The organism is Lysobacter capsici (genome assembly GCF_014779555.2).
Lineage (GTDB): Bacteria > Pseudomonadota > Gammaproteobacteria > Xanthomonadales > Xanthomonadaceae > Lysobacter > Lysobacter capsici.
On the sequence record NZ_CP094357.1, the window covers coordinates 668156 to 688198 of the forward strand.

General features: G+C 67.6%; 15 protein-coding genes. 9 read left to right on the top strand and 6 right to left on the bottom strand.

All coding sequences use genetic code 11. The features are described 5' to 3' along the window. The first annotated feature begins 132 nt into the window (after positions 1 to 132). Entirely contained in the window at positions 133 to 627 is a 495-nt protein-coding gene (locus tag IEQ11_RS02730) for a VOC family protein (protein ID WP_343226521.1), read from the top strand. 42 nt (positions 628 to 669) lie between these two features. On the opposite strand, the gene IEQ11_RS02735 is transcribed toward IEQ11_RS02730, so the two are convergent. The 3 genes from IEQ11_RS02735 to IEQ11_RS02745 all read right to left on the bottom strand — a co-directional run bounded on the left by IEQ11_RS02735 (position 670) and on the right by IEQ11_RS02745 (position 3833). Further along, positions 670 to 1803: an agmatine deiminase family protein gene (locus IEQ11_RS02735; RefSeq protein WP_228464494.1), complete on the bottom strand. Its 1134-nt coding sequence runs from the start codon at positions 1801 to 1803 to the stop codon at positions 670 to 672. Positions 1804 to 1939: 136 nt separating this feature from the next. Then, positions 1940 to 3172 (bottom strand): sensor histidine kinase, encoded by a 1233-nt coding sequence (locus tag IEQ11_RS02740; protein ID WP_191821304.1) that lies wholly within the window; start codon positions 3170 to 3172, stop codon positions 1940 to 1942. Continuing rightward, on the bottom strand, positions 3156 to 3833 hold the full coding sequence (locus tag IEQ11_RS02745; protein ID WP_191821303.1) for a winged helix-turn-helix domain-containing protein: 678 nt from the start codon (positions 3831 to 3833) through the stop codon (positions 3156 to 3158). Before IEQ11_RS02745 ends, IEQ11_RS02740 begins: the two co-directional genes overlap by 17 nt. A 462-nt stretch (positions 3834 to 4295) precedes the next feature. Here IEQ11_RS02745 and IEQ11_RS02750 point away from each other — a divergent pair, with 462 nt between their 5' ends. The 6 genes from IEQ11_RS02750 to IEQ11_RS02775 all read left to right on the top strand — a co-directional run bounded on the left by IEQ11_RS02750 (position 4296) and on the right by IEQ11_RS02775 (position 12854). Then, positions 4296 to 6608 carry a hypothetical protein gene (locus IEQ11_RS02750; RefSeq protein ID WP_191821302.1) on the top strand — a complete coding sequence of 771 codons (2313 nt, stop codon included), beginning with the start codon at positions 4296 to 4298 and terminating at the stop codon, positions 6606 to 6608. A 338-nt stretch (positions 6609 to 6946) separates the two neighbouring features. Then, a complete protein-coding gene (locus tag IEQ11_RS02755) occupies positions 6947 to 7687 on the top strand; it encodes a DUF3348 domain-containing protein (protein ID WP_191821301.1) in 741 nt (246 codons plus the stop codon). 1 nt (position 7688) lies between these two features. Further along, the gene (locus tag IEQ11_RS02760; protein WP_191821300.1) at positions 7689 to 10133 is read left to right on the top strand and encodes a DUF802 domain-containing protein; all 2445 of its coding nucleotides are present in this window, start codon (positions 7689 to 7691) and stop codon (positions 10131 to 10133) included. Further along, positions 10130 to 10771 (top strand): OmpA family protein, encoded by a 642-nt coding sequence (locus tag IEQ11_RS02765; RefSeq protein WP_096412433.1) that lies wholly within the window; start codon positions 10130 to 10132, stop codon positions 10769 to 10771. The genes IEQ11_RS02760 and IEQ11_RS02765 overlap by 4 nt, the downstream gene beginning before the upstream one ends. Positions 10772 to 10777: 6 nt before the next feature. Further along, positions 10778 to 11437: a DUF2894 domain-containing protein gene (locus tag IEQ11_RS02770; RefSeq protein ID WP_191821299.1), complete on the top strand. Its 660-nt coding sequence runs from the start codon at positions 10778 to 10780 to the stop codon at positions 11435 to 11437. Between the two features lie 145 nt (positions 11438 to 11582). Then, a complete protein-coding gene (locus IEQ11_RS02775; protein WP_191821298.1) occupies positions 11583 to 12854 on the top strand; it encodes a hypothetical protein in 1272 nt (423 codons plus the stop codon). A gap of 10 nt (positions 12855 to 12864) precedes the next feature. Here the strand turns inward: IEQ11_RS02775 and IEQ11_RS02780 are convergent, their stop codons facing one another. The 3 genes from IEQ11_RS02780 to chrA form a co-directional block, all read right to left on the bottom strand. Then, positions 12865 to 13623, bottom strand: a complete 759-nt coding sequence (locus IEQ11_RS02780) for a LytR/AlgR family response regulator transcription factor (RefSeq protein ID WP_191821297.1) — start codon at positions 13621 to 13623, stop codon at positions 12865 to 12867. Continuing rightward, complete coding sequence (locus tag IEQ11_RS02785) at positions 13611 to 14666, bottom strand: sensor histidine kinase (protein WP_191821296.1); 1056 nt, start codon at positions 14664 to 14666, stop codon at positions 13611 to 13613. Before IEQ11_RS02785 ends, IEQ11_RS02780 begins: the two co-directional genes overlap by 13 nt. A 133-nt stretch (positions 14667 to 14799) precedes the next feature. Further along, a complete protein-coding gene (gene chrA, locus IEQ11_RS02790; RefSeq protein WP_191821295.1) occupies positions 14800 to 16041 on the bottom strand; it encodes a chromate efflux transporter in 1242 nt (413 codons plus the stop codon). A gap of 607 nt (positions 16042 to 16648) precedes the next feature. Here chrA and IEQ11_RS02795 point away from each other — a divergent pair. Both IEQ11_RS02795 and IEQ11_RS02800 read left to right on the top strand, forming a co-directional pair. After that, the gene (locus IEQ11_RS02795) at positions 16649 to 16837 is read left to right on the top strand and encodes a DUF6229 family protein (protein WP_036102482.1); all 189 of its coding nucleotides are present in this window, start codon (positions 16649 to 16651) and stop codon (positions 16835 to 16837) included. 262 nt (positions 16838 to 17099) lie between these two features. After that, a complete protein-coding gene (locus tag IEQ11_RS02800) occupies positions 17100 to 19982 on the top strand; it encodes a type 2 lanthipeptide synthetase LanM family protein (protein ID WP_191821294.1) in 2883 nt (960 codons plus the stop codon). Positions 19983 to 20043: the final 61 nt, after the last annotated feature.

Sequence of the window (20043 nt, forward strand, 5' to 3'; positions counted from 1 at the left end):
TCAGCGTCATGCGTCGCATAAGCGATGGGCCAGTCAAGCAGCGCCATCAAAACCGCTGCATAACGCTCCCTCTCCCGCTGGCGGGAGAGGGCCGGGGTGAGGGAGCCGCGCCGCAGTCACGAGGATGCATGCATGAAGTCGCGCCAATCGCCGATCCCTCGCCAGCCCATCAAGCGCAACAGCGACGCGCTATCCACAACCGCTTCTCGGCTATGCTCCAAACCCACATCGACCCCAGGCGCCGACATGCTTCACCACATCTCTATTGGCGTCCGCGATCTGCGAGCGGCCGGCGCGTTCTACGACGGCACCCTGGGCGCCTTGGGTTACCGCCGGGTGTTCGACGGCGAGGCCTCGATCGGTTACGGCCTCGTGGATGGTCAAGACATCTTGTTGCTGAATCTTTGTGTTGATGCGGCGGCTCCGGGAGACGGGTTCCATCTCGCGTTTTCCGCGCCGTCCCGCGCGAGCGTCGATGCGTTTCACCGCAACGGTCTGGCCGCCGGCGGCCGCGACAACGGCGCGCCGGGGCTTCGTCCCGATTATGGAGATGCCTACTACGCTGCGTTCCTCGTCGACCCGGACGGCCACCGTATCGAAGCGGTGATCAACCGGATTGCCGCTTAAACGGCGCCGGCAAGGCCGATCACTCCAGTGCGGACGCGGCGTTCACAGCGCCGCGGGCTGCTGCTGGGTCACGCAATGCACCATGCCGCCGTTGCGATACAGATTGCGCACGTCGATGCCGATCACGCTGCGGCCCGGGTAGAGGCCTTGCAGGATCGATTTGGCGACCGCGTCGTTGGGATCCTTGTACTCGGGCATCAGTACGACAGTGTTGCCGACGTAGTAATTCACGTACGAGCCTTTGTAGCCCAGTTCGTAGCCATACGCGGTCACCACGTCGCGCGCGGTCAGCGGCAGCTGCACGATGCGGTAGGTGGCGCCGTCGATATCGCTCGCGCGGTACAGGCGATCGATGTCGGCCGACGACAGGCCCCATTGGCGCAGGTCGGCGCGGCTCATGGTGACCACGGTGTCCGGCGTGCCGAAGCGGGCGAAGCCGTCGATGTGCATGTCGGTGATGTCGTCCTTGCCGCCGGGCGCGCCGTCGAGCCAGATGAACTTGGACACGCCCAGTTGCTCGGACAGAACCGCTTCGAGTTCGGCTTCGCTGAGCTCGGCGTTGCGGTTCGGCTCTCGCGTGGAGCTGCGCGTGGCCATCAGCACGCCGCGACCGTCGACTTCGATCGCGCCGCCTTCGAGCACCACATCGTTGACGTCCACGCGCGGCAGGCCGAGACGGCCGGCGACGGCGGCGGGCACGACGTCGTCCTTGCGATAGGGCGCATCGAGGCCCCAGCCGTTGAAACCCCAGTCGGTGATCGTGAGCTGATCGTTGCGGTCGTAGACGAACAACGGGCCGTTGTCGCGCACCCACACATCGTCGGTCGGACGGATCAGAAAACTCACCTTGGTCAGCGCGACACCGGCGGCGCTGAGCAGGGCGCGCACGCGGGTCTGCTCGTTGGCGTCGTAGACGATGAGGTGCACGTTCTCGCTGGCGACCAGGGCGCGGGTCATCGCCACCCAGGTCGGATCGAGCCGGTCGCGATAGGCGCGGCCATAGGTGTAGGCGTGCGGCCATTGCAGCCAGGTGCCTTCGTGGCGCGCGGTTTCGTCGGGCATGTAGCCGGTCTGCGCATGGGCCGCGCCGGGTGCGGCGGCGCTCAGGGCGAGGGCGCACAGGACGCCGGCGACCAGCGGACGCCAGCCGGCGCGGGGAGGGGTGGAGGTGTGCATGGGGGAAACCTGTCGGGTGGGGTGGGCCTGGACGCGCACCTTAGCCAGCGAACCTGACATCGAGCTGATATCGGCCTGTCGACAACCGGCGACCGAAAAGAATCAGTCGACGGCGGCCGCTACGACGCCCGCGCCATCACAGGCTCAATTCCACCCGCGCGCCGCCGCCGGCGCGGTTTTCCAGACGCAGCTCGCCGCCGTGCAACTGCGCGATGTGCTGGACGATCGACAGGCCGAGTCCGCTGCCGCGGCTGGCCGGGCCGGTCACGAAGGGTTCGCGGATGCGTTGCAACAGCGACTCGGGAAACCCGGGACCGCGATCCTCGACGATCACCTTGCGGCCGCTGACGGTCACGCTGATCGGCTCGTCGCCTGTGTCGGGCGCCGCGTGCAGCAAGGCGTTGTCGATCAGATTGCGTACGGCGGTCTGCGCCAGTCGCAGGTCCGCGTTCACCACCGACTCGGCGGCGTGGAAGGCGATGGGCCGGTCGTCCGGCAGGATCGCTTCGACCAGCAGATCCAGACGCACGGGTTCCTTGTGGACCGGCGCGTCGGCCGCATCCAGCCGCGCCAACAGCAGCAATTGATCGACCAGGCCGGCGGTCTGGGTCGTCACTCGCTCGACCTTGGCCAGCACCTGCACCGGCGACTCGCGCCCGTCCTGCGCCGATTCGCACAAGGCCTGCAAGCGCGCGACCGGCGTGCGCAGCTCGTGCGCTGCCGCGGCGATGAAACGTTCCTGTTGTTCGAACGACGCGATCGCCGGCCGCAGCGAGCGGCGCGACAGCACGTGGCCGACGAGGATGCCGAACGCGGCCAGGGCCGCGGCGATCGCCAAGGTCCAGCGAACGAAGGCCGCATGAGCGGCGTCGCGCGCGCCGGGATCGGCCAGCACCAGGATCGCGGCGATGGCTCGGTCGCGGTCGTCGTAAGTCACCTTGGCCTGCAGCAGGTAAGCACGGCCGCGGCGATCGTGGCCTTCGTTCGCGATGTCGCGTCCGCCGGCGATCACGGCCTCGGCCAGCGCGAACGGCTCGGCCAGATCGAAGCGCGGACGTTGCGGCTGCAACAACACCTGCGGCGGCGGGCCCTTGCCGATCACCCAGACATCGCTGCCGCTGTCGATCACGTCGGGTTCCTTGCGCAGCACTTCGTCGTGAAAACGGCCGTCGCCGTCGAACCACGTCAAGCCGTACACCGCCGTCGCGCGCAGCCGCGCGCTGGAGGCGAGGTCGAGTTGCGCCAGCCGCGCATGCGTGGCGATGGCGACCGAGCACAGCACGACCACGCACAGCAACCACGCCGCCGTCCACACCGCGGTCAGGCGCAGATGCAGCCGGCGCAGGACCTGTTCACGCCGTCGCGTCATCGCGTCCGTCCAGTCGATAGCCCGCGCCGCGCACCGTGTGCAGCAACGGCGGGGCGCCGAGTTTTCGGCGCAACGCGGCGATCAGCACTTCCTCGGCGTTCGATGCCGGTTCCTGACCTTCGCCCCAGCAACTGGCGATGATGTCGCCGCGTGCGACGACTTGTCCGGCGCGCTCGGCCAGCAGTTGCAGCAGGGCGAATTCCTTCGGCCGCAGCGGCAGCGCGATGCCGCCGCGGCGGACTTCGCGACGGCCCAGGTCGACTTCCAGATCGGACACGCGCAACACGCTGGGCCGGATCGCGCCGCCGCGGCGCCCGATCGCGACGATCCGGGCCATCAGTTCGTCCATCGAGAACGGCTTGATCAGATAATCGTCGGCGCCGCCGGCGAAACCGTCGATGCGATCCTCGACCGCGTCGCGCGCGGTCAGGAACAACGGCGGCGTGGCGATGCCGCGCTGGCGCCATTGCCGCAGCGAGGCGAGCGCGTCGCCATCGGGCAAGGTGCGATCGAGCACGAAGGCATCGTAGGCATACGACAGCACGAAGGATTCGGCCGTCGCCAGATCGGCGACCGCGTCAACGGCATGCCCATGCGCGCGCAACCGCCCGGCGACGGCCTCGCGCAAATCGGTCTGGTCTTCGAGTACGAGCAGGCGCATGGGCGAGAGCTTACCGCCGCGGTGGCCCGGACGCGCGGGGCGTCACAGTTTGCTTCGAAACCTTCCCGGCAACGCCCTGTATCCGCCCCGGATCGCCCTTGTCGCCCGCGCGAGGCCGTGGCCACTGTGGCGTGTGGTGCGTGCGCTGTCGTGCTGGCCGTGCCACGCACCGACGCGAGGAGGCGCGCAGCACTTCGGAAGGTGAACTGCGTATTGAATTAACAAAGCGATGCGACCTCGCCTGTCCGTTGACCGGGGTGCGGGGCGTTGACCAGAACGGGGCGAGTTCATTGGTCTTCTCATTGAGCGAATCAGCAAGCCGCGCAGGCCGGCTCGCACGACGACCGCCGATGCCCCGCATGCGCCGCGCCGGCATGCGCAAGGCGTGATCCACGCCACAACGAAGTTGCGACTTCACCCAGGCCTGCACCAAGGAAATCCGACTCAGTCAAGGAGAGTGCTATGAGAACCACATGGCTCAAAGACGTACCCGACGGCAGGCGATGGCTGCGCCGTCTGGCCATTGCGACCGTGCTGGCCTGCCTGCCGCTGCAAGCGGCGGTGGCCAGGATGAGTGAAACGCCCAGAAGTTTTTCGCTGCAGGACAAATCGCTGAGCGCGGTGCAGCGCAAGACGCTGACGGCGGTCGACTCGCAACGCTTGTTGGCCGAGGACCGCGCGCGCGGAAAAGTCGCGCAAGGGCCGCAACCGATCCGCTTCGCGGTCGATGCCGGCGTGGCGTTCGATCTGAACAATGCGGGCAGCTGGCAGAAAGTGAGCGACGGCCGGCTGTGGCGCCTGCGCATCCAGTCGCCGGGCGCGGTCAGCCATAACCTCGGCATCACCCACTTCGATATGCCCGAAGGCGCGAAGCTGTGGATCTACGATCCGGCCGGCAAGCAAGTGGAAGGGCCGTACCTTTCGTATAACCGCAGCCATCAAGGCCGCTTGTGGACGCCGATCATCCAGGGCGACGAGATCGTGGTGGAGCTGTTTGTGCCGACCGGCGCGGCGCAGCCCGCGCTGACCATCGGCCAGGTCAATCAGGGCTATCGCGATTTCGCCGACAACAACCTCGACAAGTCCGGCGCCTGCAACAACGATGTGGTCTGTCCGGTGGGTGCGCCCTGGGCCAACGAGATCCGCTCGGTCGCGCGTTACAGCATCAGCGGAACCTCGCTGTGCAGCGGCCAGTTGGTCAACAACACCTCGTTCGACTTCACCCCGTATTTCCTCAGCGCCAATCACTGCGGCGTGAGCGCGGCCAACGACGACACCCTGGTGTTCTACTGGAACTTCCAGTCGCCCACCTGCGGCGCGCTCGGCGGCGGCAGCCTCGCCGACAACCAGAGCGGCGCGATCTTCCGCGCGGCCTATGCACCCAGCGATTTCCTGCTGGTGGAACTGGAGGAAGAACCGGCCCCGAGCTCCAACGTGTTCTATTCGGGTTGGGACGCGAGCGGCGCGGCGCCCGCTTCTACGGTCGGCATCCATCATCCTTCCGGCGACGAGAAGGCGATCTCGTTCAACACCAATGCGGTCACTTCCACCGCCTATCTGTCCAACACCGTCAACGCCACGGCGAACCATTGGCGGGTCGACGCGTGGGAAGACGGCACCACCGAAGGCGGTTCGTCCGGCTCGTGCCTGTGGAGCGCGTCGACCAAGCGTTGCGTCGGCCAACTGCATGGCGGCTATGCCTCGTGCACCGCGCCGACCACGTCGGACTGGTACGGCAAGCTCAGCGTGAGCTGGAACGGCGGCGGTACCGCCGCCACCCGGCTCAAGGATTGGCTCGATCCGACCAACACCGGCATCATCGGTGTCGACGGCGACCCGCACGTGACCACGCTCGACGGCACCCGCTACGATTTCCAGGGTGCCGGCGAGTACACCATCCTGCGCGATCCGAGCGGCGTTGAAATCCAGGCGCGGCAGACGCCGATCGCCACCTCGTTCACGCCGGGCGCCGATCCGTACAGCGGTCTGGCCACTTGCGTGAGCCTCAACAGCGCGGTCGCCACGCGCGTGGGCAAGTACCGCGTGACCTATCAGCCGAACCTCAACGGCGTGCCCGATCCGAAGGGACTGGAACTGCGCATCGACGGCCGCTTGACCACGCTCGGTTCGGGCGGCATTAACCTGGGCAACGGCGGCAGCATCAATCCGACCGCCGCGCCGGGCGGCATCAAGATCACCTATCCCGACAAGTATCACCTGCAAGTGACGCCGGGCTGGTGGTCGTCGCAATCCAAGTGGTATCTCAACATCGGCGTTACCCCCAAGCTGGCCGACGGCGCGAACGGCGCGCAGCCGGGCAGCAATCTGGTCGGCGGCATCGGCGCGCCGTTGGCGTCGAAGAGCTGGTTGCCGCCGCTGCCCGACGGCTCGGCGCTGGGGCTGCGGCCGGCCGCGCTGCACGATCGCTATATCGATCTGTACAAGAAGTTCGGCGACGCGTGGCGGGTGAGCCACAGCTCGACCTTGTTCGATTACGCCCCGGGCACCTCGACCGAGACCTTCACCAACAAGGACTGGCCGATGGAAAGCCCGCCGTGCAATCTGCCGGGCGCCGAACCGGTCAAGCCGCTGCCGCTTGAAGTCGCGGTGCAGGAATGCCGGATCGTCAAGGACGAGCGGACCCGCCAGAACTGCGTGTTCGACGTGATGATCACCGGCGAGCGCGGCTTCGCGCAGACCTATGCGCGCACCCAGGAAGCCAACGCGAAGGAGGCCGCGAAGGCCGCGCAGCGCGAGGGCGGCTCGGCGAAGTGAGGCAGGCAATGGCCGGCCGTCGATGACGGTTGCGGCCGGTAGCAGCGACGCCGAGGGAGCGATCCCTCGGCGTCGCGTTGTGGCTCGGCCGGCGAGGATGGCAGGGCTCGCGCCGGCGACAATGGCCGAAAACCCCGGAAAAACCAGGGTGCGGATTATGCGGGCCAGCCGTGGCCGACTGATTTATGAACAACCAGGGAACGCCCTCCACGCGCGCATGAATTCGCTAAATCGGCCGCGAACGCCGCGAATGACGGCGCGCCGACGCGTTCGCCTGCGCATCGATCGGCAGGCCGCGTCCATTCGCGTGTAAAATGGCGATCTTTTAGCCAGTAGTAATGATGCAAGCACCTCGACGGGCTACGGTTCGCGGCCCGACGTTCATCCGCACGCTCGCTCGCCTGACCGCCGCCGACGTACCACCGCCCGCGCGATCGTTGTCGGATCAGCTGAGCCAGTGGGTCGATTGGACCCACGCCGTGGCGCTGTCCACGGCGCTCGATGGCAGGCCGCCCGCGGCGCTGCTCGACGATCGGATCCTGCGCAGCGCCGACGACGACGAGTGCGCGCGCGTGCGCGCGGCGCTGACGAGCGCGATCGTCGCCGACCGCGCATTCGCCGCGGCGACGCCGCGTGGGCCGGGGCCGGCCAACGCCGCCGATGCGGACGAAACGCTGGATTTCCCGTTCTATCGTCAGCGCTATCTCGCCCTGCAACAGACCATGGAGGCCGGCGTCGGCCGCCTGCGCGAGCGCCTGCGCGCGATGCTGACCCACGGCGAGCCCGGCATGGTCCGGCTCGCCGCCGTGGATGCGGTCATGGAGCGGGCCTTGAGCCGGCGCGAGCGGGCCTTGCTGTCGGCCGCGCCGACCCTGCTGAGCGAACACTTCGAGCGCCTGCGTCAGGCCGCGCTGACGGCCGCGGACGATGCCGCGGACGATGCGCCGCCGGCCGCGTCCACCGCGTGGCTGGAGGCATTTCGCAAGGACATGCAGAACGTTTTGCTCGCCGAACTGGACGTTCGCCTACAACCGGCGCAGGGCCTGCTTGCCGCCCTTCGCACTCATGCAAAGAACTAACATGCTCAGAAATCTGCTTTATCCCGCGGTCTTCGCCGCCGGTTTGATCACCGTGTGCTGGGTCGGCGCGGGCTATGTGGCCGCCAATCCGCTGGCCTTGTCGGTGGTGGCGCTGATCGCCGCGTGTTATCTGGCCGGCGGGTTCGAGCTGTATCGCTACCGTCAGGCCACCGCGACGCTGCAGCAGGCCGTCGCCGACCTGTCGCAGCCGCCGTCGAATCTCGGCGACTGGCTTGGTCGCCTGCATCCTTCGTTGCGCAATGCGGCGCGCCTGCGCATCGAAGGCGAGCGCGTGGCCTTGCCGGCGCCGTCGCTGACGCCGTATCTGGTCGGTCTGCTGGTGTTGCTGGGCATGCTCGGCACCTTGCTGGGCATGATGACCACGCTGCGCGGAACCGGGATGGCGCTGGAAAGCGCCACCGACCTGCAGGCCATCCGCGAGTCCATCGCCGCGCCGGTCGCGGGGTTGGGTTTCGCGTTCGGCACGTCGATCGCCGGCGTCGCCGCATCGGCGATGCTCGGTCTGCTGTCCGCGCTGTGCCGGCGCGAGCGGGCGCTGGCGGCGCAGCGGCTGGATGTCGCCATCGCGACCACGCTGCGCACGCATTCGCAAACCTATCGCCGCGAGGAAGCATTCAAGCTGCTGCAACAGCAAGTCGAGGTGATGCCGACCCTGGTCGAGCGGCTGCAGGCGATGACCGCGGCGATCGAGCAGCACAGTCAGGTCGCGCACGAACAGCTGACGCTGCGTCAGGATGCCTTCCACGAGCGCACCGACGCGGCCTACAGCCGATTGGCGTCGTCGGTCGAGGCATCGTTGAAGGCGAGCATCGGCGAGAGCGCGCGCGTCACCAGCGCGGCGCTGCAGCCGATCGTGGAAACCACGATGGCGGCGATCGCGCGCGAGACCGCCTCGTTGCACGAGGCCGTCACCCAGTCCGTGCAGCGGCAGATGGATGGGCTGTCGGCGGGTTTCGCCGCCAGCACCACCACCGTGGCGGGCATCTGGAGTCAGGCGCTGGTCGATCAGCGCCAGTCCAACGAGGGCTTGGTCCAGAACCTGGGCAGCGCGCTGGAGCGTTTTACCGACCGTTTCGATCGAGGCGCCGCCGGCTTGCTGGATACCGTCTCCGCGCGCTTCGAAGCCACCGCCGAGCATGCGGCGGACGCATGGGACAAGGCGTTGTCGCGCCAGTTGAGCGCCAACGAGGACGTGGCCGCGCGTAATCAGCAAGCGCTGGTCGCAACGACGCAGGCATGGAACGAGACCCTGTCGCGGCAACTCAGCGCCAACGACGAGATGGCCACGCGCAACCAGCAGGCGCTGGTGACGGCGGCGGAAGCGTGGAACGAGTCGCTGTCGCGGCAACTGAGCGCCAACGACGACATGGCCACGCGCAACCAGCAGGCGCTGGTCGCGGCGGCGGAAGCGTGGAACGAGTCGCTGTCGCGTCAGCTCAGCGCCAACGAGGACATGGCCGCGCGCAACCAGCAAGCTCAGCTCGCCGCGGCGGATGCATGGAACGAGGCCTTGTCGCGGCAGACCAGCGCCAACGACGAAGTGGCGACGCGCAATCAGCAAGCCTTGATCGCGGCGGCGGCGACGTTCGAACAGCACGCCAGCTCGCTGCTGCAGGCGATGCGCGAGTCGCACGGAAACCTGCAGGCCGAACTGGAATCGCGCGACAGCGAGCGCCTGGCCGTGTGGACCGGTGCCTTCGCGTCGATGGCCGCCGAACTGGGCCAGCGCTGGGAACGCAACGGCGAGCACGCGGTCGAGCGCCAGCAACAGATCTGCGACGTCCTCGCGCAGTCCGCGCGCGACATCGCCGCGCAGACCCAGGCGCAGGCGCAGGAGACCATCGCCGAGATGTCGCGTCTGGTCGATGCCGCGTCGCAGGCGCCCAAGGCCGCGGCCGAGGTCATCGCCGAGCTGCGCCAGAAACTGTCCGACAGCATGGCGCGCGACACCGCCATGCTCGACGAGCGCAATCGTCTGCTGGCGACGCTGGAAACCCTGCTCGATGCGGTCAATCACGCATCCACCGAGCAGCGGGTCGCGGTCGATGCGCTGGTCGCCACCTCGGCGGATCTGCTCGATCGCGTCGGCACCCGCTTCATCGATCATGTCGGCGCGGAAACCGGCAAGCTCGGCGTGGTCGCCGCCCAGGTCGCCGCGGGCGCGGTCGACGTGGCGAGCCTGGGCGATGCGTTCGGCGCGGCGGTGCAGCAGTTCGGCGAATCCAACCAAGCGCTGGTGATCCGCCTGCAGGGCATCGAAACCGCGTTGGACAAGTCGCTCGCGCGCAGCGACGAACAACTGGCGTACTACGTGGCGCAGGCCAGGGAAGTCATCGACCTGAGCATGCTTTCGCAGAAGCAGATCATCGAGGACATGCAGCAACTGGCCGATCGGCGCGCCGCCGACGGAGCGCAGGCGGCATGAGCGTGGATATCTATGACGACGGCGGCGACGGCGAATCGACCGCGCCGGTCTGGGCCGCGTTCGGCGATCTGATGTCGGTGCTGCTGGGCGTGTTCGTGCTGATCCTGGTGGGCGTGCTCGGCGTGCAGATGCAGTTGTCGAACCGGCTGGACGAAGAGGTCAAGCAGCGCCGGCTGGAAGCGCAACGCCGCAGTTCCCTGGAACAGGCGCTGGCGGTGCCGCTGGCGGCCGGACGGGTGACCCTGGTCGACGGTCGCATCGGTATTCGCGGCAGCGTGCTGTTCGCGTTCAACTCCGAGCATCTGCAGCCGGAAGGCCGCGAGCTGTTGAAGAGTCTGGCCGGCCCGCTGTCGGGTTATCTCAAGACCCGCAACGAAATCCTGATGATCAGCGGCTTCACCGACGACCGTCAGGTGCGCGAGGGCAACGGCCAGTTCGCCGACAACTGGGAACTGTCGGCGCGGCGTGCGTTGACCGTGACCCGCACCCTGATCGCCGAAGGCGTGCCGGCTTCGTCGGTGTTCGCCGCCGCGTTCGGCGCGGAGCAGCCGGTGAGTTCCAACGCCGACGAAGCAGGGCGGGCCAGGAACCGGCGGGTGGAAATAGCGCCGATTCCGAAACCGCCCAAGGCCAAGTGACGCACCGTGCGCAATAACCAGGTCAATGCGCGGACGGTACTCGATGCGTGGCGCGAACAAGGCGCCGACCGCATGAGCCGCGTTCGTTTTCATCGACTCGATGCGCTGGAGCGACGCGCCGCAAGCCACGACGGCGAAGTGCGGCGTCTTCTCGACGCGCGTCTGGCCGAACTGATCGCGGCCTATGCCGCCGATCTGGAAGCCGCCGCACCTTCCCTTGCGGCGCGCGCCGACGATGCCGCCGCGGTTGCGCCCACGAGCGATGCGATGAGCGGACTGATCGGCTACATCGCCGAGCAGGCGGCGTTGCGCGATCAGATGGCGACGGACGAGGCGCCGCCGCGCGCCGCATTTCCGGAACTCGCGGCGCTGGACGATTTCAGGCAACTCTGGTCGGCCGTTCGCGTCGAAAACCAGACCCGGGTGTCGCTGGAACAGGTGCCCACCGATGCCGGCCCGCTCAATTCCGGCGCGCTCGTGCATCGTTCGCTGACCCTGATGCGCGAATTGTCGCCGGGGTATCTGCAGCACTTCATGGCCTACGTCGATGCCCTGACCTGGCTGGAGCGGATGAGCGACGACGGCGTGCTGGCGCCGGACGACACCTCCCAGGCCGCGGCCAACGGCAAACGTACCCGCGACAAGCCGCGCAAGCGCCGCGAATGAAGCGGTAGCGACATCGGCGCCGGTCCTGCTTCGCCGGCGCGATCCGCGGCTTCGAACCGAACTTGTCCCGTCTGGCGACGATTGTGCTCGCAACCCAGGCCGGCTGGTCCACACTTCAGACTTCAACCCACGAGAGAAGAAGTGCATGAAGTCTTTGCTGATGCTGCTCGGCGCGACCCTGGCGATCGCATTAGGGAGTGCCGATGTCCGTGCCCAAGCGACCGAGGCGACCGAGAAGACCGAGAAAACCTTCGTCGATGCGGTCAAGGCGCGCGCCATGCCGCTGCGGATCGCGTCGAGCGGGCTGTCGGGCGCGGGCGCCGGGTTCCTGCTTGAGCAGGCCGCGGCCTCGCAGTTCGTCCTGATCGGCGAAGACCATGGTTTCGCCGACACGCCGCGGTTCGCCCAAGGCTTGCAGGCCTCGCTGGGTGACCGGCGCTTGGATCACCTGGTCCTGGAAATCGGCTACTACGCGGCCCGCCGGGTCGAAGCGTCGCTGTGCGAGCGCAAGGATGGACTGGCGCGGCTCAACCAGACCTTTCCGTTCTTCTCGCCGTTCGTGAACTTCAAGGAGGACGGCGCGCTGGCGGCCTCGTTCGCCGCCTGCGATCCCGCGGCGCCGTCGCTGTGGGGCATCGACCAGGAGTTCCTGCTGTCCTCGCAACTGCACCTGGACCGTTTGCAGCAACTGACCACGAGCGAGCCGCAACGCAAACAGCTGTCGGTGTTCCGTCGCGAGGCCGATGAGGCCTGGAACGCGATGGTGGCTAAGCACGACCCGGGCTCGATCGCGCTGGTCAACTGGACGGCCGAGGACCTCAGCCGCCTGCGCGGCATCTTCAACGCCGATCGCGATCCGGAGGCGGTGGCCCTGATCGATGCGATGGCCGCGAGTTCGGAGATCTATCGTTCGCAGAACACCGGCGCGTATGCGTCCAATCGCGCCCGCTCGGTGATGATGAAATCGTTGTTCATGCGCAACTATCAGGCGGCGCGGGCGAAACAGGAGCGGCCGCGGGCCTTGTTCAAACTGGGCGCGTACCACGCCGCGCGCGGGCTGACTCCGACCCAGCAATTCGACATCGGCAATCTGGCCTCGGAGCTGGCCGAGTCGAACGGCGGGCGCAGCTTTCATGTGCTGGTGCTGATGAACGGAGGCGAGGTGAATCGCCACTTCCCGTTCTCCGCGGACAGCACGGACGAACGCGCCGCCTACGATGCCAAGGAGGAGTTGAAGACCCTCGGCATCGAAGCGCTGCTCGCGGTTGCGCCGTCGGACGACGCGGTGGTGATCGATCTGGCCTCGCTGCGAGCCGATGGGCCGCGCATGCCGCCCGGAAATCCGATCAACCGTTTGATCTACAACTACGACGCGGTGGTGCTGGTGGCCAACGGCCACGCGGCGTCTAACTACTAGCGGCTGGGCTTCAGGCCCCCAGCCAATCGCGCAAGGCGGCGGCGCGTTCCTGGCTGACCACGATCTCGAGCTGGCAACCGGCGATCAATTCCAGCTCCAGTTTGCCCTTGAAGCCGCGATGCACACGCGCGATGGCATCGATCTGGACGATGGTCTGGCGGTTGGCGCGAAAGAAGCGCGAGGGGTCGAGCATCGGCATCAGCTCGTCGAGGCTTTGCGACATGACATGGCCGCGCGCCTCGCGGGTCACCAGCCGGACCATCAGGTCCTTGTGGAAATAGGCGATGTCGCCCACCGGAACCGAGGTCAGCACCTGCCCGGTGGCGACCAGGAAACGTTCGCGACAGCGTTGGCCCGGGCCGAAATAAGCCTGCGCCAGATCGACAGGACGAGGGGCCGGGCTTGTACCGGCCATGGTCAGCTGTCGCCACTTCGACAGCGCGAGCGCCAGGCGTTCGGGCCGCAGGGGTTTCAACAGGTAGTCGATGCCGAACGCGTCGAAGGCCTTCAACGCGAACTGATCGTAGGCGGTGGTGAAGATGATCGGAATGCTGGCCGGGATCGCATCGAGGATGTCGAAGCACAGGCCATCGGACAGATGCACGTCCATGAACATCAGGTCGGGCAGCGGCTGCCGCGACAATCGCTCGATGCAGGCCGCGACCGAGCCCAGCGGCGGCTCGACTTGCAATTCCGGCGCGGTCTGCCTGAGCAGATCCAGCAATGTCCGGGCCGCGACGGCCTCGTCCTCGACGATCAGGGCGCGCATGGCAGCAATGGCACGGTGACGCGGAACATGTCGGCGCTGCGTTCGATCCGGATCTCGCGCTCGCACAGCAGGCGATAGCGCGCCTGGATATGGCTCAGACCGGAACCGGTGCCGCGCGTGTCGCCGCGGCGCGCGCGTATCGGGTTGCTGACGGTCAGTGCGTCGTTCTCGCAGTGGATGTCCACGTGCAGGCCTGGTCCGGATTCGATGTCGTTATGGCAGACCACGTTTTCCAGCAGCAGTTGCAGGGTCATCGGCGCGATCGCGCGGGCGGTGACATCGTCGCAACCGCTCACTCGCACCTGCAGGCCTTCGCCGTGCCTGGCCCGCAGTATCTTCAGGTAGGCCTCGAGAAACGCAAGTTCCTGCGGCAGCGGCACCAGATCGAGGTGATTGTGCAGCAGCACGTAGCGGAAGATGTCCGACAGATCGAGCAGAACCGAGCGCGCCCGCTCGGGATCGTGTTCGATCAGTCCGTACACCGTGTTGAAGCTGTTGAACAGGAAGTGCGGATTGATCTGGGCCTTGAGCGCATCGAGTTCGGCCCGGGTGACGGCCAGACGCTGTTGTTCGGCCTCGGCCTGAGCGGCCCGCCACTGCCGGAAAAAATCGAACAGCAGTTGAAACGCGGCGAGGGCCGTGCCGAAGATCAGCGCCAGCAGCAGGGTGAAGGCGATATGCGGCCATGCGAGCACGTCGTCGGCGCCCTGGGAAATCTCATAGAGCTTGAGCGGCACATAGATCAGCAACAGGTAGACGCAGGCGAACGCCACCGATAAACCGAGCTGCGCCACGACCCGCAACGCGCCCGCGTTCTTCCACGACACACGCCGGTCGAGGTAGCGCGAAATGGCGCGGATGGCTTCGGCGATGACGTAGATATTGATCAGGTACAGGCCCAGCGCGGTCCACGACCGTCCCGGCGGCTCGTCGAACATCGCCGCCAGCTCGATGCTGGCCAGGGCGAGTGCGGCGACCAGCGCCGGCACCCACAGCCGTGCCCATGTCTCGATGCGATCGGCGCCCGCGTCCAGAGGTTTCATCGAACCAGGGTGCCCGCTGGCCGGCGCGCTGCCAAGGATTGCGGCGCGAAGCCCGAATAATCCGGTGTGAGCCGGGACGATGACGCCGCAATCGGTTCCAGCCTGCCGTCTCGGACTGCGGTCGCATCGGATCTCATTGGAACGCGCCGCCCAGCCATGCCCAGGCCGATGCGGACCCCACGCACCAGGCCACGACCCACAGCGCCGGCAACCGGAAAACCATCAGCATGCCCAACCCGATCGCCACGATGACCATGTCGACCGGACTGTTCACGCCCTCGCGCCAGACCGGATCGTAGAACGCGGCGGCGAGCAGGCCGACCACGGAGGCGTTGACGCCGGCCAGCGCGCGGCCGGCAAGGGGACGCCGCGCTACCGTGGCCCATACCGGAAGCGTCGCGAACAGCAACAGGAAGCCCGGTAGAAAAACGCAAAGCAGCGCGAGCGTGGCGCTTGCCAGCGGCGCCGCGCCCGCATCGACGCTGGCGCCCAGGTAAGCGGCCAATGAAAACATCGGCCCGGGCATCGCCTGCGCGGCGCCGTAACCGGTCAGAAACGTATCGGCGCTCATCCATCCGCTGGCGACCAACTCGCTTTCGAGCAAGGGCAATACGACGTGTCCGCCGCCGAACACCAACGCGCCGGATCGATAGAACGCGCTCGCCAGCCCGCCCAGCGAGGGTGGCCCGGCCGGCAGCAGCAACGAGCCGGCCAGTCCGGCCAAAAACAGCAGCGCGCAGATCGCCGCGGTGCGGCGCGCATACGGAACCGGAAAGGTCGCGACCGCGCCGGTGGCGACGGCCGGACACAGCCACGCGCCGAGCGCGCCGCCGGCCGCGATCGCCAGCAATTGCCAGCCGGCGCCGCCGGCCACAAGCACCAGCGCGCACGCACCGGCCGCGATCGCCACGCGCCGCAGATCGGGCGTCAGGGTGCGCGCCATGCCGATCAGGCCATGCGCGACCACGACCACGGCCACGAGCTTGAGTCCGTGCACCAACACCGCGCCCGCGGCATGGCCGAACACATGCGGCGCGAACACGGCGAGGCAGAACATCAACAGCATCGACGGCGCGGTGAAGGCGACGAACGCCGCCGCCGCGCCCCACCATCCAGCGCGGAACAGGCCGATGGCCGCGCCCATCTGGCTGCTGGCCGGCCCCGGTAGAAACTGGCATAGCGACAGCAACTGCGCGAAGGACGCATCGCTGAACCAGCCGCGGCGCGCGACGAACTCCTCGCGGAAGTAGCCCAGGTGCGCGATCGGCCCGCCGAAGGAGGTCAGGCCCAGGCGAAGGAAGATCCGGAATACTTCGCCCGCATCGCCGCGCGTCGCGAACGAAGGATGCGACTCGGTGTCGGGCTGCGGATTCATGCGCGAATTGTAGCGGTGGCGATTTTGGCTGACGATGGTGGCGATGAGCGAGTCGGCCGATTCGGTTGGGCGAAACGGGAAGACCGACCTGCCTGTCGATACCTTCCCGTCGGCAGACGGCGGCTCGATGCCATCGAAGCCGGTGCACGCAATGTCGGCGCACGAGCCGATGAGCCAATTCTCGCGAGTCGGTGTTGACGCTTGAGCGTCGCATCGATGCGACGACGTGCGACGAGGTCCGGTAGCCGCTTGTGCATCGCAGCAGAACGGCCATGGCCATGTCGACGCCGTCACCGTGTTTCATTCGCGATATTTTTCGTGGAAAAGCGTCGATGCGGTCACTTTTAATTGACCGGTCGCAACCCATCGCGGGAGTCCAGTCCGGGGTCGTGCGCGTTTGGCTTTCGACGATCCGTTTCGACCCGCGCGAAAAAACGCTGACTTGCGATCGCGCGCGCCGATATCGCACGCGATCCCGATTGACACCGCTCAACCGTGCATCTAGCGTGTGCGCTCGCGTTCCGTGCCTGGAGTCGCTGCACAACGCATGGACGCGAGACGTCTTTCCTGCACTTCAACCGCAGTCGACGCAACCAAGGAGTAGGTGATGAGCGATGTTTCCGAAGGCGCGGCCCTGGTCGCCCAGTGGCGCACCGATGCTGAAAGCAACAACCCGGCGGGTCCTCTGTTCATCGGGGGCGAGTACGTAGAGTCGGACATCATCGGTGAAGTGGCTCCGGCCATCACCGGGTGTTCGCTTTGTACCGGTTCGATGCGCATTAACTGCTGCGCCTGATCCACGCGACACCCGATGGGTTCCAGGCCGTCCGCCGACTCTCGCAAGCGGCGCCGGCGGCCTGGTTTATCGGACGCGCTTGCGCGCCGGTTCGCATCCTCGGGTTTCAACACCGACTCTACTTCTTACCGATTCGCTACGGCCGCAAGGGCGATGCCATGGATGCAATGCAGCATGCGCGCGGCGGGCGTCGCCGCCGCGATGACGTGAGCCCGGTTCCGCCGTCGCGTTTCCCGCCACTCGTCTTGTCGGCCGATCGCGCGTGACCGTCGCCGCGATCGAGGAAAATTTTCAAGCCTCGCTGCATTGCCTGGTCGAACCGGCGCTCGATGCGCTGCGTGCCGAGCTTGCCGCGGTTGACGGTCTGGGCGCGGGCGAATCCGAGGCCGTGCTCGCCGCGACCCGCGAATCGCTGCTCGCCTTCCTGCACGGCAAGCTCGCCCGCGTGCTGGTGCTCGAACTCAACGCCGCGCGCGTCACCGGCCGCCTCGATGGCATCGATGCCGCGCAGCGCTGGGTGCAGTTCCGCGAGCTGTCCTCGCAGCAATCGTTCTGGGACGAACTCGCGCCGCACTATCCTTCGCTGCCGTTGCGCATCGAGCGGATCGTCGCGAACCGCTGCGCGGCGTCGCTGGATTTCGCCCGTCATTGGATCGCCGACAAATCCCTGTTGACGTCGTTGTGCGGCGCCGCGCCGGGTGAGCTGCGGCAACTGAGTTTCGGCGCCGGCGACAGCCATCGCGGCGGGCTGTCGGTGGCGCTGCTGCGTTGCGACGGCGGCCGGCTGGTGTACAAGCCGCGCTCGGTCGCGATCGACGATGCCCTGCACGCGTTCGTCGCCGAGCTCGGCGCCGACGCCGGTATCGAATCGAGCATCCGCGTGCCGCGCGTCGTCGACGGCGGCGAGCACGGCTGGGCCGAATTCGTCGCCCACCGTTACGCCGCCGACGAGGTCGAACTCGCCGCGTTCTACCGCGGCATCGGCCATTGGCTGGCGATCATGCGCGCGCTCGGCGGCAGCGATCTGCATGCCGAAAACCTGATCGCCGCCGGGCCGAGCCCGGTGGTGGTGGATTGCGAGACCTTGTTCACGCCGCGCATCGCGCCGCATCCGTCGGGTTTCGGCGAGGCCTACGATCAGGCCGCGGGCCTGCTCGGCCGCAGCGTGCTGACCATCGGCCTGCTGCCTGGGCGCGGTCAGGGGCTGGGCTGGCGCGGGGTCGACAACTCCGGCATCGGCATGCTGCCGGGGCAGCAGCCGATGATGCCGCTGCCGCATATTCTCGAAGCCGGCACCGACCAGGCGCATATCGGCATGGCGATGTTCGAGGCCGGCGTGGCCCAGAACCATCCCTGCGCGCAACCGGCGCTGGCGCGGTTCTGGCCCGACGTGCTCGATGCCTTCGACGGCGTGACCGCGCATCTGCAACGGCTCGACGACAGCGGCGCGTTGCGGCAACGGCTGCAGCGCTTCGCCGATTGCGAAGTGCGCGTGGTCACGCGCGCGACCGAGGTCTACGCCGAGATCGGCCGCATGCTGTGGCATCCGGTCTCGCTGCACGACGATGCCGCCGCGCGTCGGCGCGCCCACGACGTGCTGGCGAAGATGGCGCGCAACAGCTCGATCGCGCCGGCCGATCCGGCGGTGATCGAGGCCGAGATCGACGATCTGCTCGACGGCGACGTGCCGTTCTTCAGCACGCTCGCGCGCGACGGTCGTCTGGTCGGTCCACACGACACGTTCTGGCTTGCGCCTTGCGATCTGGTCGAGCACACGCTGCAGCAATGGCGCAGCTCCGATCTGCCGCTGGAACGCGGCATCATCCAGGCCGCGCTGGTCAGCGCTTACCTCAACGATGGCTGGGTGCCGAGCGAGCGGTCGCTGCGGCCGCAACAGGTCCGCGACGGCGATATCGATTCGCGCAGGCGCACGCAGGCGGCGGCGATCATGCGCCGCTTGCTGGACGCGGCGATTCGCGGCCGCGACGGCAGCGTCGCCTGGATCGCGCCGAGCGTCACTCCGACCGGGTCGTCGATCCAACCGATCGAACAGGATCTGTACGGCGGTATCTGCGGTATCGCCCTGCTGGCGGCGGCGTATGCGCGCGAGACCCAGGCCGGTCGCGCCGATCCGGTCGACGGCGTCGACGATCTGTTGGCCGCGACGTTGCATACGCTCGATCTGGCCGAAGAAAAACGCCGCGTCGCCGAAAGCCGCGCGCTCAAGCTGCGGCCGCGATCGATCGGCGCTTACATCGGCCTGGGCTCGCAGATCTGGACCCATCTCGTGCTGGCGCATTGGCGCCGCGACGGCGGTCAGGGCGTGCAACGCGCGCGCGCGCTGGCCGATCGCATTCCAGCCGCCGCGGCCGCCGAGCGCAGCAACGATCTGATCGATGGCGTGGCCGGCGCGATCGCGCCCTTGCTCGCGCTGGCGACCGCGAGCGGCGAGTCGAGTTACCTGACGATGGCCTGCGAACTAGGCGATCTGCTGGCCGAACGCGCGCAGCATCGCGACGGCACCGCGTGCTGGGCCGAGACGCGCTGGCCCGACGGCATGGGCGGTTTCGCTCATGGCGCCACCGGCATCGGCTGGGCCTTGAGTCGGCTCGCGCGCGCCTGCGGCCGGTCGAGTTATCAGACGCTGGCGCAAGCGGCGTTCGCGTTCGAGGATGGGTTGTTCGATCACGACGAAGGCAACTGGCTGGATCTGCGCGACTTCGAAGATGCGCGGTCGACCGCGGCCTGGTGCCACGGCTCGGTCGGCATCGGTCTGGCGCATGTCGATCTCGATCCGCGGTTGGCCGATCCGGCCACGCGTGTGTTGCTGCGGCGCGCGGCGGCGGCGACCTGGCGCATGGGGTTCGGCGCGAACCACGGCCTGTGCCATGGCGATCTGGGCGCGTGGGAATTGCTCGACCGCGCGATCGCGCTCGGCGAAGCGCCGCAGGGGCTCGATCGCGAGCAGGTGTTGGCGTCGATCCTGACCAGCCTGGAGGATCACGGCCCGACCTGCGGCGTATTGCGCGATACGTTCGTGCCCGGCCTGATGTCGGGCCTGGGCGGCATCGCCTATCAATTGCTCAGGGCGCATCCCGACAGCGCTCTGCCGTCGGTGTTGACGCTGACCGATCCGGGCCGGTGAGCGCGTCGATGTCCGATGCGGCGCGCGGCGACCGCATCGGATTCGATCGAAGCCGCGGCGC